This is a genomic window from Paraburkholderia sp. EG287B, assembly GCF_040965595.1.
In the GTDB taxonomy this organism is placed as follows: Bacteria; Pseudomonadota; Gammaproteobacteria; order Burkholderiales; family Burkholderiaceae; genus Paraburkholderia.
The window spans coordinates 235,032-248,230 of the sequence record NZ_JBFRCG010000003.1; the positions used below are offsets into that span (position 1 = coordinate 235,032).

Consider the following 13,199-nt stretch of genomic DNA (forward strand, 5'->3'; position numbering starts at 1 on the left):
TCGTTAGAACTTGACCGCTTTACCGGACGTCGCGGACTCGAGTGCGCATTCGGCGAGACGCAGTGCCTTGAGGCCGTCGTCGACCGAGGTCGGCAGCGGCGTGTCGTTGTTCAGCGCGTCGACGAACGCCTGCAACTCGCCTTTGTAAGCCTCAACGTAGCGTTCGAGGAAGAAGTTGAGCAGCGGCTCGCGCACGTCGGTCGCTTCCCTGGTCCAGCGGCGGATGGTCGAAGGACGCAGGTTTTCCTGCAGGAGCATGCCTCTCGAGCCCGACACTTCCATGCGCTGGTCGTACCCATAGACGGCTTCGCGGCAGCAGTTGATATGGCATTGCTTGCCGGACGCCGTACGCAATTGCACCATGACGGTGTCGAAGTCGCCCAGTTCGGCGAGCGACGTGTCAACGAGGCGGCTCGCCAGCGCCATCACTTCCACCGGCTCCTCGCCGAGCAGCCAGCGGGCCATGTCGAGGTCGTGAATCACCATGTCGCGGAAAATGCCGCCCGAATGCTCGACGTAGTCGCGTGGGGGCATACCAGGGTCGCGGCTCGAAATGACGACCTGGCGGACTTCGCCCACCTCGCCGGCGTCGATCGCCTTGCGGAACGCCTGGGAGGTCGGATCGAAGCGGCGGTTGAAGGCGAGCATCACACGTCCCCGCAGACGCTCGACTTCGCGGGCCGCGGCCAGCGACTTCTCCATGTCGAGATCGATGGGCTTTTCGCAGAGCACAGCCTTGCCGCGCGCCACGGCTTCCAGCATGAACGTGATGTGGGTATCGGTCGGCGTGCCGATCACCACGGCGTCGACATCGCTGCGTTGCAGAACGGCCATGCAGTCGGTCGACGCTTCGCAGCCCAGGCGTTCAGCGAGCGAGTTGGCCGCTGCCGCCACCGGGTCGGCGACGACGACGAGCCTCGCGTTCGGAATCGCGGCTGCGTTGCCTGCGTGAATGCGGCCAATCCGGCCCGCGCCGAGAACAGCGATACGAATCATGTTTGTCTCCAGAGATGTCGGGTTTGAGCGATGGTTGCGTGATGGTCGCGTCAGGCCGAAGCGCCCGCCGTGGTCGAAAACTGGGCGATGGTGGTGTCGTAAGCGCGCTTTGCCATCTGATCGAGCGGCAGCTTGCGGAACGGCTCCGAAATCAGTTCGACGCCGTAGTACGGCAGGTCGCAACCGGCTTGCTCGAGCGCCTCGACAAACGCGCGGCAGTCGGCGGCCCCTTCACCGCACAGCTTGCGGTTGAAGGTCGAGTCGTCCAGCAGCGTCCCTTGAATCTGCGCGGCGACATCGTCCAGCTCCACGCCCTTGATGAAGCGCGCCGGAATTTGGGCGACCTCGCCATAGGGGCTGCCGAAACGGGCAACGTGCCAGTGATCGACCATCAACCCGCCATTAGGCTGATTGGCGCCTTCAGCGATCTTCAATGCATCGCCAATATTTCGGATGACTGAGAAAGGCATGAACTCGATCGCGACAGTCGCACCGACCGTCGCCACGTCTTCGCACAACTTCGCGAACGCTTCCGTCATGCGCGGAAAATTGGTCGGGGTTTCGTCGAAAGGATTGGCACCGACTTTCAGGTTACGCATGCCTAGCTCGGCGCCCAGTTCGATGACACGGCGACGGAAATGGTCCGACTTGACACGCGCTTCGCCATCGAGATACCAGTCCATCAGGATTTCAAGCTCGAAGTACTTCATGCCTGTATCGTCGAGAATCTTCCTCGCGCCCGAGATCCCGTTTTGCTCGACGCTGTACTCGAGGTCGTCGAGGATGAGACCCATGCCGCGCCAACCCGCGCGCGACGCAGCTTCCGCGCGATCGCGCAGCGGGTACGGACTGACTTCCGTCGGGGCGCCGGGGTAGACATCGCCAGCCAGCGTCCAGTAGGCGGCCAGCAGCTCCTTGGTTTTCGTGCTCATTTCCAGTGTCCAGTCACTCAGGTAGTTGAGGTGTTCATCGGCGCGCCTCGATGCGTGCCGCGCGGTCGTGAACAGGCATTACGCAATAACGTGTGCGGGCTTCGTGGCAGGTGCGAGAGCGAAGTCCCACGTCACCGACCAGAACGGGGCTTCGAGCCCAACCCGCTGTGCGGTTTCCCGGTCTTCGACCTTCCTGAAATCGGCGATGAGTTCGCTCTTGACGCCGAACACCGCGTCTTCTGGGAGATACGGGCAATCCGGCGTGAAGATGTGCGTGATAACAGACTCGTAGCCGGGCGCGGTCACGATGAAATGCAGATGGGCTGCCCGGTTCGGGTGGCGTCCCATCGCGCCGAGGAGCTTGCCGACGGGGCCATCGGAAGGAATCGGATAGTGGCGCGGCTTGACCGACTTGAACGAGTAGCCGCCGTCGTGATCCGAAGTGAACACGCCGCGCAGATTCGAGTCGGGCTGGATGCCCTTTTGCTGGACATCGTAGAAGCCGTCGTCGTTCGTCTGCCAGACTTCGAGCTTCGCATCCGCAATCGGCTTGCCGGCAAGATCGGTCACACGCCCGGCAACGACGAGCGGCTCGCCCTTGCCGTCGAGGCAGATGTTCGCGCCATTCTCGTACTCCGGTGCGTTCGCCACATAGAACGGGCCGAGAATCGTATTCGGCGTCGCGCCGGTCGGGCGGCGATGGTTGATGGCATCGACCAGCATCGAAACGCCGAGAATATCGGACAGCAGAATGTACTCCTGCCGCCACGCATTGCATATCTGGCCGGTCTCGGTGAGAAAGCGAACCGCGGCGAACCATTCTTCGTGCGTCGGTTCGATTTCCTTCACCGCGGCGTGAAGATGCTTGACCAGCACGGACATGACTTGCTCGAGACGAGGATCGATGCCCTGCCCCATACGTCCGTTCACGATATCCGCAGACTGTGCCTCGTCGAAGTACGCAGAACGGGAGTGCGAAACGGTGGCTGTTGCCTCTTGCATGGAATGTCTCCTTCAGTGTTTCTCTACTGCTTTGAAGGAAGTCTATCTTCGCTATTGGCGGCAAAACAGAGCTGAAAAGGGAATCTCTTTCGCGTCTCGCAGGAAACTGCGTTGCTACGCACGAGCCGACGAGGAGCCATGGTTACTCTGTCCATAGCCGCTCGAATTCGTTCTTCCTGAAGCGCTCTGCAAGCGCCTCAATGAACAGCCGAACCTTCACGGGCATGTGCGAACGCGTCTGGAAAGCGATGTTCATCGTGAGACGAGGCAGATCCCAGTCGTCGAGAACCGGCAGGAGGCGGCCCGCTTTGATGTCGTCGTAAATGATGTATTTGGGCTGGACGAGTATGCCCATGCCGTCGAGCGCGGCAACCCTCAATATCTGGCCGTCATTGGATTCGAGCAACGGTTTCACTTTCACGCAGACGCACTCGCCGTCGCGTTGAAACGCGAGGTCGCGGGGATTGTCGGCGAGGCCGTAGTTCAGCACCTTGTGCTTGCCGAGTTCGGCAGGAAAGCGCGGCGAGCCGTTCGCTGCAAGGTAATCGGGCGCGGCGGCGAGAACCCGACGTGTCGCCGCGAGGCGACGCACCGTGATGTTGCTATCGGGCTCGAGAACCTTGGTTCGAATCGCGACGTCGATGCCGTTTTCGATAATGTCGTAGTAGCGATTCGCCGCGACCACGTCGACCGTGATGTCCGGATAACGCGCCGTGAATTCCGGCAGCATCGGTGCGATATGCAGCATGCAAAACGACAGCGACGCCGTCACCCTCAACAGGCCGCTCGGGCGAGCCGTCGCGTCCTTGACGACCAGTTCGGCTTCGCCAAGGTCCGCAAGGATCGATTTGCAGCGTCGATGAAACTCGGCGCCCGCTTCCGTGAGGAAGAGGTTGCGCGTCGTCCGTCGCACGAGTTGCACGCCGAGGCGAGCCTCGAGCGAAATGAGATACCGGCTCGCGGCAGATATCGACAGCTCGACCGCCTCCGCCGCCCGACTGATACTGCCGGTCTCGGCGACCTCGACGAACAGCTGGACTTCCTTAAACTGGTCCATCTTCCCACACCATCCAGGAGGCTCGAGTGTTCAGCGCGGTTTCATGCGCGCGAACTCCGGTTGCCGGACGGCTGCCTCGCGTGCGCCATTCGTGACCAAAGGATAGGGCAAGCAAGCTATCCGTGATGCAGCAAAAATCCATCAGAAATCCATCAAAATCAGGGATAACCCGAGCGAAAAAATCGGCGGTTCTGGAGGCCACTTCGCGCTATCCTATGCAACGGTCGGCCAGTATCTGCTTCATTCGTAACGAGATTTTCTGGCCAGGCCGACGATCGATGCCACGACGCACGCCTTGCCCATCGCGTGACGCTAACCGCGACGGCGCAGCGCAATCCGCGCTATCAAAGTGCGCTGACGATGCATCGCGATATCCGGAAGGCATCGAAAAAACATCATTCATGAGACATCTGTCGTGACCCACCGATTTCTCATCAAGGAAATAGCCCTGCAGGCCGGCGTCGGCGTCGCCACCGTTGACCGCGTCGTCAACAATCGCGGCAGCGTCCGCGAGCAAACAAAAAAGCGTGTAGAACAAGCCATCAAGGAACTCGAGAAACAGGAACTCTATTCGCTCCCCGCCGGACGAAAACTGATCGTCGACGTGGTCGTCGAAGCCCCCAACCGTTTCGCCGATGAAATCAAGGAAGCGCTGGAGGCAGAGATACCGACGCTGCATCCCGCGATTTTCCGTCCGCGCTTTCTTATGCAGGAGACGATGACCACGACCGAGGTCGTGGAGGCGCTTCGTTCCATTGCTGATCGAGGTAGCCACGGCGTTTTCCTGAAGGCACGCGATGTACCGGAAATCTCGGACACCATTGCCGACCTCAAACGATCCGGCATTCCTGTCGTCACGACGTTCACCGATATTCCTCTTTCCGGCCGCATTGCATACGCTGGCCTCGATAATCGGGTCGCCGGCGCCACCGCCGCTTACCTTCTCGTCCAATGGCTTGGCACCCGGTCCGGTAACGTATTGATCACCATGAGCGACGAGCGCTTCAGAGGCGAAGAGGAACGCGAAATCAGCTTTCGCCGTGCGCTGCGAATCCATCATCCCAAACTGTCGTTGATCGATGCCAGCGGTGGCCACGGCCTCGACGCGCCAACGGAAAATCTGGTCAAGGCTGCACTTAAGGGGCAATCCGACGTTGTGGCGGTCTACTCGATGGGCGGCGGAAATCGTGCCATTCTGCGGGCTCTCGAGGCGCTAGGGATTGCACCGAAGTGCTTTATCGGTCACGACATCGACCGGGATAACGTCGAGTTGCTGCGCGAAGGCAAGATCCAGGCAATTCTGCATCACGAACTCCGGCAAGACATGCGCTCCGCTTGCCAGCACATCATGCACTTCCACAAAATGTTGCCGGCAACGGCAGTCTCGCAGTCGTCGTCGGTCGTCGTTGTCACGCCCGAAAATATCCCTGCCCACATCGCAGCGCGATTCCGACGATAGACGATGAGTCCGCCCGCTAGAACTGGGTGGCGAGGCCGGCAATCACGCCGAACTGACTCTTCCCATAGTTCGGATTGGTGGTCGATGCGGCGCTGCTCACTGGGTCGAAGTTGGTATTGGCGCCATAGAGGCCGCCATTGAGTCCCAGGTTCGACGTCGAGCTGTTGCGCACGTAGCCGAGTTCGGTATAGAGCAGCGTGCGTTTCGACAGCGAGTAATTGGCACCCAGCGTGAACAGCGTAGCGTTGCCATTTCCATGGTTGGCGTTTGCGTGGTACACCGCTCCCGAAATCGCCAGCGCCGGCGTGCTGTTCCAGATTGCACCAATCCATTCGTGGTTGACGGCGGTCGGCAATGACGTCCCGGCCGGAAGTGCCGTCGGCGTGGCCGTGCCGAAATAGCCTTCGTTCGATGCATCGGGCGCACTGAGATGCTGGTAGCCGATATACGCCACGACTGGGCCGAACGCGTACGTCGCGCCGGTAAGTATCGAGCGCGAGGTCAGGTACACGTTGCTGAACTGCCCGTTGGGATCGCGGACTTCGTCGTACGTTGCCTGCCAGAACAACCCACCTCGCTGGTACGAAAGCTTGATCGCATCCGAACGGCCCTGCGCACTGCCCAGGCCCGTCGACGTTCCCAGTTGGCCCGGCGCGCTACCGGGGTTGCCTTCATTCCACTTCGGCGAATTGGTCAGGTCGTACTGGCCTTGAAGAATGAAACCCGCAAGCTTCGGCGACAGATACTCGACGCCGTTGGCCGCCTGAGAAAAAATCCGCCCGCGAACCAGCGTGCCGATCGAATACTTCTTGGTCTGCTGCGGGTCGACGTCGCCTGAGTACTGGCTCAGTTCGGCCGAGCCCATGTTGCCGAGCTTCACCTGCCCCCATGTGTCGTTCTGCATACCCACTGTCGCCTGTCCCTCGAAGAAGCTACCGTTCGCAAAGCTGCCGTTTTGCGTATTCAGACGCGACTCCAGCTGGAAGATCGCCCTCGTCCCGCCGCCAAGATCCTCGGCCCCCTTCAGCCCGAAGCGCGACTGTGCCCACCCCCCGCTCTGCGCACCGAATTTGTTCCCGTTCGGCAGGCCGGTCTCGTACACGAGTCCATTGTCGACAATCCCGTACAGCGTCACACTGCTTTGCGCGCTTGCCGATACCGCTGCCGTAGCCGCCACCATCCCCAACAATGCTTTTTTCATCTCGTCTCCTTAGTTTTCCTGAATTAATTTCAGTGATTTACAGCATCGATGGACCGGATGCCAAACCCTTACGCGGACAATGAAAATACGACGCGATGCGTCCGAGGTCGGTGGCTTGGCCGCATCCGAGATCAATTTTTGGCAGAGTTTAGATTCGACGCGCGCTGTGAGACAGAGCCAGAAGAGAAATCTATTTCCCGGAAATCGGGAAAATGCGGGATAGCGAGATCAGGCGCACAGGGCGAGTCAGGATTGCGAGGCGTAGATGGCCGCCATAAAGATAATCCTTCTTATCACTAGCTACTTATTTCTACGCTAAACTTCGTTACATGAAAACGCGTCACGCCCCCCTTCCAGCCCCCGCTTCCGCCGAACCGGCCGGGTTCCCCGACGCCGACGAACTCGCCATGCTGCGCGCGTGGTATGCAGGCCTCGCCGTGCGGCCCGCCGTCGAGCGTTATCTCCCCTCGGCGCTCGGCGACGGGAAGTCGGCGCGTGGCGTGCTCGGGCGCATCCGGCGCAGGCTCGTCGCCCTCGCGCGCGCGGCGCATCGCGACGATCTGGTGGCGTTGTTCGAGCACCCGGTGGAGGAACGCGAGCGGCACGCCAAGGCCGTCGCGCAGGCAATCGACAGCCTGCGCACCGCCCGCCCTCCCGAACCCCAGATCGCCGACGACATCGCACAGTGGTTTGCGCCGCGTGCCGTGCGGGTGCTGTACGCGCACGGCGTCACCACGCTCGCCGACCTGACCGTGCGTATCCCGCGCCGCCGCCAGTGGTGGAAAGCGGTGCCGGGCCTCGGGATGGCGAGCGCCCGCGCGATCGAGGCGTTCTTTGCGGCCTGGCCGGCACTCACGGAAAAGGCGCGAGCGCTCATCGCCGCGAGCCAGCGCGGCGACATCGCACCGTGGGAGTCCCTGAAGCTGCCGCACGAAGTCGACGGCTCCGAGGGCACGTTCCGTGCGCCGCGCGCGACCTGCACGCTGGACGCGTCGAACGACTATGAAGCCGTCCAGACCTGGCTCGCTCTGCACGAATCGCCCGCCACCCAGCGTACCTACCGGAAGGAAGCCGAACGCCTGATCCTCTGGGCGATCGTCGAGCGTGGCCGCGCGCTCTCGTCGCTCTCGACCGAGGACGCCATTGCCTACCGCGCGTTCCTGCGCCATCCCTCCCCGCGCGGTCGCTGGGTCGGCCCCGTGCGGGCGCGCACCTCGCCGGACTGGCGGCCGTTCAACGGCAGCCTCTCGGCGCGCTCGGTCGCGCATGCGTTGTCGATCCTCGGCGCGCTGTTCCGTTGGCTCATCGAGCAGCGCTACGTGCTCGCCAATCCGTTTTCCGGCGTGAAAGTGCGCGGCGCGAGCGGCGCGCAGGCGCTCGACACCTCGCACGCATTCAGCGAAGGGGAATGGGCGCTCGTGCGCACGATCGCAGACGGCCTCGAGTGGTCGTACGGCTGGTCAGCGCCGGCGGCACAGCGGCTGCGTTTCCTGCTCGATTTCGGCTATGCGACCGGCCTGCGCGCGAGCGAGCTGGTCGGCGCCACGCTCGGGCACGTCGAGACGGACGCACGCGGAGATCATTGGCTGCGCGTGACGGGCAAGGGAAAGAAGCTCGCGCGCGTCGCCTTGCCGCCGCTCGCGTGGGAGGCGCTCGCGCACTATCTGGCCGAACGCGACTTGCCTGTCGTGTCCGTGCGCTGGAATCCGGCGACTCCGGTCATCGGCAGTCTCGAGGCCGACAGCGAAGCCGCGATCAGCAGCGTGCGTTTGTGGGGGGTGCTGCGGCGCTTCTTCCTGCTGGCCGCCAAAGCCATCGAGGCCGATCACGCGCCGCTTGCGGAAAAGCTGCGCCGCGCGAGTCCGCACTGGATGCGCCACACACACGCCACGCACGCGCTCGGGCGCGGCGCGGAGCTGACCACGGTGCGCGACAACTTGCGGCACGCTTCTGTTTCGACCACCTCGATCTATCTGCACAGCGACGAGGTCAAGCGCGCGCGGCAGATCGCGGATGCGTTTGGCAAAGCGAAATGAATCCACGTTCAGCAGGAGCAAGCGACTTGGCAGCCGCTTATTGGGCCGGCGTCGTCGGGTCTTCTTGCGCGAGCCGGGTCAAGACGTCAGCAAGTGCGCGAATCCTGGTTTGTGCGGCGCGTTGCGAGGGATAGACGAGGAAATAGCCCAGGCCATTTCGCGCAACCTCGCTGAACGGCATGACGAGTGCCCCCGTCTCGAGGCGCTCCTGCGCCATCCGAGGGTCGCCGATTGCGACGCCGTGCCCCTGCTCCGCTGCGGTGAGCGTTAATTCGAGGGTATCAAGGACGAGTCCGTCATTGGTGTCGATCCCGGTCGCGCCAACATGATCGAGCCAGCATCGCCACTCTCCGTGACCGCGTCCCGGATGGAGCAATCTGACCCGCGCAAGATCCGCTACGGATTTCAGCGATGCGGCCAGTTCGCTCGTGCACATCGGCGTCAGGCGCTCCTGAAACAACGGTAGCGCGTCCATGCCCGCCCAATGTCCGGCTCCCCGCACGACCATGGCGTCGACATCGGGCGTAGTGAAGTCCGGCGTATCGTCTGCCGATGTATAGATGCGCAATTCTGTCCGGGGCAGCGCGAGATTGATCGCGGACAGTCGCGGCAGCAACCAGCGAATCGCAAACGTGGACGGCAGCCGCAGGGGGAGAACCGCCGCGGATTGAGAGAGAACGTCTGCGTGTCGAGCCAGTTGCGTAAGCAGGTTGATCGCCACTGTCAGCAGAGCGTTTCCCTCGGCTGTCAGCGTCAGCCCTGACGCATGGCGCACGAACAGCGCACATCGATAGTGGTCTTCCAGTTGCTGGACCTGCCGGCTTACTGCTCCCTGCGTTCGACATAGATGGTTAGCGGCCTTGCTGATGCTGCCAAGTTCTGCCGCGGCGACGAATGCCTGGTATGCAGCCAGTGGCGGTAACGCGCGCGTAAGTTCAGCCAGAGGATATGCACGATCCGCATACCCGGGTTGCGAATTATTCGATTGTTCGGTCATCGCTGCGTCGCTATCGTGGCTGCGTCAGACCCGCGTTCCTTCGTGCGGGCAGACCTGTCAACATACGCTCGGAGAAAGAATGTGGGTTCATCACTGGAAGCACTATACACGCGGCAGATTCGCACCTACCTGAGCGAACTGGAGCGCGGCGACGTCGCTGCAATCTGTGCGTTGTTCACGCCGGACGCCCAGATATTTTCGCCCTTTCTCGGCTGGATGCACCCCGCGCCTTTCTTTGCAAAGGTGAATGCCGCGTCGGGAGCAAGCCGGATCAGCCCCATTGACATCTGCGTCAGCACAACGGGAGCGCGACGTGCGACCGGTTATTTCGTCTACGACTGGGGGCTGAAAGACGGCTCCGCGGTGAAATTCGAGTGTGTCGATGTATTCGAATTCGACGAAAGCGGCCGCATCGAGAAGATGACCATCGTCTACGACACGCATCCCATTCGCAACACGGTAGGCGACAAATACGCGTAGGCCGGCCGTCGAGTCAGCGTCGCTGGTAAACAACGCCCTGCGGTGAAAAGCGATCCGGTTCGGGTTCCTCGTCGAAGCGTCGATGCGCTTCAGCAATGGCCGACTCGTTGTTGTTCGCCCAGTTGACCAGCGCCACCACCGGCTCCAGCAACGTGCGCCCCATTTCGGTCAGTGCGTAATCGACACGCGGCGGAATCGTCGCATACATCGTGCGGGTCACCAGCCCGTCGCGTTCAAGCCCGCGTAACGTCAGCGTCAGCATACGTTGCGAGATGCCGTCGATTTTCCGCTTCAGTTCATTGAAGCGCCGCGGCTCGCTGGCCAGCGTGGCGATGATGTAGAGGCTCCATTTGTCGCCGATCCGATCGAGGAGTTCACGGGTGGCCTTACAGCCACCGGCGTCGGGTTCGGGCATCTCCCTGGGGAGATCAGTGTGACTCAGTGACATGCATGTGCCTTCTTGTGGAGCCAGGACAGGAACAATACCATCCTGCGTATGGTTAGGTAATCAACAACCAGATCGTTACCTAGTTCCTGTTATATACCATGGAGCCAACATGAGCCACATCCTGCTGCTCACTTCGAGCCCTCGCGGTGCCGACAGCCTGTCGACGAGAATCGCCAGTGAGTTCGCCCAAAGACTCCGCGAGCAGCGCCCAGGCAGCACACTGAGCATTCGCGATCTCTATGCCGATCCGCTGGCCCATATCGACGAATCCTACGTCGTCGGTCGCACGCTTGCGCCAGATGCACGGAGTCCGGCGCAGGCAGAGGCAGTCGGCGTAGCAGAAGCCCTTATTGGCGAGCTGGCCGCCGCCGACACCGTCGTGATCGGCTCGGGCATGATCAATTTCGGACCGCCCACGCAACTCAAAGCATGGTTCGATTACGTGACCTGGCCTGGCGTGACCTTCAAGTACGACAGCAGCGGCGTAGCAGGCCTGCTGACGGGTAAGAAGGTCTATTTGTTCACTGCAGCCGGTGGCGTTTTCTCGGATGGTCCCTACGCGCCGCTGGACTACCAGTCAGGCTACCTGAAGCACCTTCTGGGCTTCATCGGGCTGACCGACGTCGAGCATCTACGCGTGGAAGGCGTCGCTTATGGACCGGAAGCGGCGAAAACGGCAATCGCTAACGCCGAAACGGCTGTGCAATCGCTGCTGACAGAGGCTGTTTGATTCCGTTGCGACACAAAGACGATCGCCCTCTTCTGTCGCCCACCTATGTCGCCCGCAGGGCGGCCCGGAAGTTCCGGGCCGCCCTCCCTTCAAGCCAGGGCCGACACGCGCCCGATGCCGGCTTTAGTGCGTCGGCGTGAACGAAACGCCGCGCAATACTTCTGCAAACCCTGCGCTACGCACCGTGACGAACTGTTCCTGGTTGCCTGGATTGGTCGTGTTCTTCAGCAAGTCGCGGATTGCCACCAGCTTGTTCGGGTCCGCACCTTGGTCGCCGCTGCCACTGACAGTCGACGTGATCGCCCACAACATCACGGTACCGTCACCCTCGACCTGGCCCGTCAGGTTGCGCAGGCCGTCGGTTGCCGGCGCCCACGGCAGACTGGTTGCCTGGTTCGCCCCGGTCGGATAGCCGTTCACCGTGTACGATTTGCCGAGGTCCAAGCCGCTCTGCAACGTGTACGCCAGCGTCCAGGTCTGCGTCGTCGCGTTGTACACCCACTTCTGCAAGCCGGCGAGCTGCTGTGCGGCTGCATGCGTGTACAGATCGGAGCCGCCCGCGTAGCCGTCGCCTTCGTCTGCTACATACAGCGTATTCGCATCAGCGAACCACAGGCCGAAGGGGAAGTGCGTCGGATTCGTCGTCTTGTTCGACGTCGTCGGGAAGCCGCGAAGCACGCACATGTTGCTCGGCAGGCCATTGGCCTGCAGCGTGGCGGCGTTATACGTGAGCGGTTGGGTCGGCAGTTTCGCATTCGGCGCCGGCACGCCCACGCCGTTCGGGCATGCGGTACCCGTCGTATCGAGGAAGTACACGGTGTTGACGCCGTTGCCGCCGCTGCCCTTCGTGTAGTACAGCACGTTGTTGTAGATCGTCAGGCCGCGGAAGTTGTCGTCCTTGCCGATCTTGTCGGCCTTGTCACCGAGTTCGGTAACGGAAAAGCTGCCGATGGGCGTCGGCGTGCCCGGCGTTTGCTGCGCTTCGTGCTGGCTCGATCCGTCCATCACCTGCGCGCCGGCGCCGAGCACGATGCCGTTGGGCTGCGGGTTCCCGCCGTTGCCTGCGTTGCCGGCCGTGTAGATGATGTTCTGGCCGTTGCTGTCGTTGAGGATCGCGGCACGGCCATTATTCCCGCTGTACGCGTTGGTTTCCGTGAACTTGAACTGGCCGTTTTCATCGACACGCGCCACGGCCCGATAGACGTTCTCGCCGACCGGGTTGGTCGGATCGATCGCACCCGGCGTGTTCGAGTTGGACACATCGATCGCGTTGACCGGGGCGACGTAGCCCATGAACGTCAGGTACTTGCCGTCCGTCGACAGGTTCAGCGCCATTTCCGATTTCGACGAGAAGCTCGTCACCATCTGGTCGCCACCCTGGCCCGGATTCATGCTGTTCGGTACCTCGAGCGTGTTGACGAGTCGGCCGTCCGGCGTGATCTGGTCAAGGAAGGCTCGTGCAGTGAGGCCGAAGCTCGAGTCATAGATCGCGTTGTTGAACACATACGGAAAGGTACCGTCGTTCGTCGCGCCGGTTGCTGCCGCGCAGCCGCCTTGCGTGCTCGAGCAATTCGGCGGCAGCACGGTGCCGGGTTGCACGTTGCTCGACAGATTGTCGTAAACACCGCGGCTGACAACCAGGTTGCCGGGCTGGAACTGGCTTGCATGGGCCGCTTGTGTAGCCACGCCGGCGGCGATCAGGGTGAGGGCAATCGCGGGCCGCAGGAAAATTATTTGCATGTACAGACTCCCAATATTATGAAGAAATCGGTTTAGTCTTCTGGTTCTCTGCATGACACAACGTGGGTACGACGCTGCGACTTTAGATATCCTGAATGAAGAATTGATTGCTGCCGCCTTT

At 61.8% G+C, this 13,199-nt stretch carries 12 protein-coding genes; 4 read left to right on the forward strand and 8 right to left on the reverse strand.

Features of this window, described 5'->3' with window-relative positions; genetic code table 11:
- Nucleotides 1-3 precede the first annotated feature (3 nt).
- The 4 genes from iolG to AB4Y40_RS06380 form a co-directional block, all read right to left on the reverse strand.
- A complete protein-coding gene (iolG, locus tag AB4Y40_RS06365) occupies nt 4-996 on the reverse strand; it encodes an inositol 2-dehydrogenase (protein WP_368686904.1) in 993 nt (330 codons plus the stop codon).
- Nucleotides 997-1,046: 50 nt separating this feature from the next.
- Nucleotides 1,047-1,928, reverse strand: coding sequence for a sugar phosphate isomerase/epimerase family protein (locus tag AB4Y40_RS06370; protein WP_368686905.1), 882 nt, complete (start codon nt 1,926-1,928; stop codon nt 1,047-1,049).
- 78 nt (nt 1,929-2,006) lie between these two features.
- A complete protein-coding gene (locus AB4Y40_RS06375) occupies nt 2,007-2,930 on the reverse strand; it encodes an intradiol ring-cleavage dioxygenase (RefSeq protein WP_368686906.1) in 924 nt (307 codons plus the stop codon).
- Nucleotides 2,931-3,072: 142 nt separating this feature from the next.
- Nucleotides 3,073-3,987, reverse strand: a complete 915-nt coding sequence (locus AB4Y40_RS06380; RefSeq protein ID WP_368686907.1) for a LysR family transcriptional regulator — start codon at nt 3,985-3,987, stop codon at nt 3,073-3,075.
- Nucleotides 3,988-4,402: 415 nt separating this feature from the next.
- Here AB4Y40_RS06380 and AB4Y40_RS06385 point away from each other — a divergent pair, with 415 nt between their 5' ends.
- Nucleotides 4,403-5,446: a LacI family DNA-binding transcriptional regulator gene (locus AB4Y40_RS06385; protein WP_368686908.1), complete on the forward strand. Its 1,044-nt coding sequence runs from the start codon at nt 4,403-4,405 to the stop codon at nt 5,444-5,446.
- A 16-nt stretch (nt 5,447-5,462) separates the two neighbouring features.
- Here AB4Y40_RS06385 and AB4Y40_RS06390 read toward each other — a convergent pair whose 3' ends face one another.
- Nucleotides 5,463-6,647: a porin gene (locus AB4Y40_RS06390; RefSeq protein WP_368686909.1), complete on the reverse strand. Its 1,185-nt coding sequence runs from the start codon at nt 6,645-6,647 to the stop codon at nt 5,463-5,465.
- Nucleotides 6,648-6,976: 329 nt separating this feature from the next.
- Here AB4Y40_RS06390 and AB4Y40_RS06395 point away from each other — a divergent pair, with 329 nt between their 5' ends.
- Nucleotides 6,977-8,683, forward strand: a complete 1,707-nt coding sequence (locus tag AB4Y40_RS06395) for a phage integrase family protein (protein ID WP_368686910.1) — start codon at nt 6,977-6,979, stop codon at nt 8,681-8,683.
- Nucleotides 8,684-8,720: 37 nt separating this feature from the next.
- On the opposite strand, the gene AB4Y40_RS06400 is transcribed toward AB4Y40_RS06395, so the two are convergent.
- A complete protein-coding gene (locus AB4Y40_RS06400) occupies nt 8,721-9,680 on the reverse strand; it encodes a LysR substrate-binding domain-containing protein (protein WP_368686911.1) in 960 nt (319 codons plus the stop codon).
- Nucleotides 9,681-9,761: 81 nt separating this feature from the next.
- Here AB4Y40_RS06400 and AB4Y40_RS06405 point away from each other — a divergent pair, with 81 nt between their 5' ends.
- Nucleotides 9,762-10,160, forward strand: a complete 399-nt coding sequence (locus AB4Y40_RS06405; protein WP_368687113.1) for a nuclear transport factor 2 family protein — start codon at nt 9,762-9,764, stop codon at nt 10,158-10,160.
- A 13-nt stretch (nt 10,161-10,173) separates the two neighbouring features.
- Here the strand turns inward: AB4Y40_RS06405 and AB4Y40_RS06410 are convergent, their stop codons facing one another.
- Nucleotides 10,174-10,608 carry a winged helix-turn-helix transcriptional regulator gene (locus AB4Y40_RS06410; RefSeq protein ID WP_368686912.1) on the reverse strand — a complete coding sequence of 145 codons (435 nt, stop codon included), beginning with the start codon at nt 10,606-10,608 and terminating at the stop codon, nt 10,174-10,176.
- Between the two features lie 109 nt (nt 10,609-10,717).
- Between AB4Y40_RS06410 and AB4Y40_RS06415 the strand changes: the two genes are divergently transcribed.
- The gene (locus AB4Y40_RS06415) at nt 10,718-11,338 is read left to right on the forward strand and encodes an FMN-dependent NADH-azoreductase (RefSeq protein ID WP_368686913.1); all 621 of its coding nucleotides are present in this window, start codon (nt 10,718-10,720) and stop codon (nt 11,336-11,338) included.
- A 123-nt stretch (nt 11,339-11,461) separates the two neighbouring features.
- On the opposite strand, the gene AB4Y40_RS06420 is transcribed toward AB4Y40_RS06415, so the two are convergent.
- Nucleotides 11,462-13,078 (reverse strand): hypothetical protein, encoded by a 1,617-nt coding sequence (locus AB4Y40_RS06420; RefSeq protein ID WP_368686914.1) that lies wholly within the window; start codon nt 13,076-13,078, stop codon nt 11,462-11,464.
- Nucleotides 13,079-13,199: the final 121 nt, after the last annotated feature.

Bases quoted from the DNA above. Each gene is read 5' to 3' on its own strand.
- iolG (WP_368686904.1), bottom strand. From the start codon at position 996: ATGATTCGTATCGCTGTTCTCGGCGCGGGCCGGATTGGCCGCATTCAC.
- AB4Y40_RS06370 (WP_368686905.1), bottom strand. From the start codon at position 1,928: ATGAGCACGAAAACCAAGGAGCTGCTGGCCGCCTACTGGACGCTGGCT.
- AB4Y40_RS06375 (WP_368686906.1), bottom strand. From the start codon at position 2,930: ATGCAAGAGGCAACAGCCACCGTTTCGCACTCCCGTTCTGCGTACTTC.
- AB4Y40_RS06380 (WP_368686907.1), bottom strand. From the start codon at position 3,987: ATGGACCAGTTTAAGGAAGTCCAGCTGTTCGTCGAGGTCGCCGAGACC.
- AB4Y40_RS06390 (WP_368686909.1), bottom strand. From the start codon at position 6,647: ATGAAAAAAGCATTGTTGGGGATGGTGGCGGCTACGGCAGCGGTATCG.
- AB4Y40_RS06395 (WP_368686910.1), top strand. From the start codon at position 6,977: ATGAAAACGCGTCACGCCCCCCTTCCAGCCCCCGCTTCCGCCGAACCG.
- AB4Y40_RS06400 (WP_368686911.1), bottom strand. From the start codon at position 9,680: ATGACCGAACAATCGAATAATTCGCAACCCGGGTATGCGGATCGTGCA.
- AB4Y40_RS06410 (WP_368686912.1), bottom strand. From the start codon at position 10,608: ATGTCACTGAGTCACACTGATCTCCCCAGGGAGATGCCCGAACCCGAC.
- AB4Y40_RS06415 (WP_368686913.1), top strand. From the start codon at position 10,718: ATGAGCCACATCCTGCTGCTCACTTCGAGCCCTCGCGGTGCCGACAGC.
- AB4Y40_RS06420 (WP_368686914.1), bottom strand. From the start codon at position 13,078: ATGCAAATAATTTTCCTGCGGCCCGCGATTGCCCTCACCCTGATCGCC.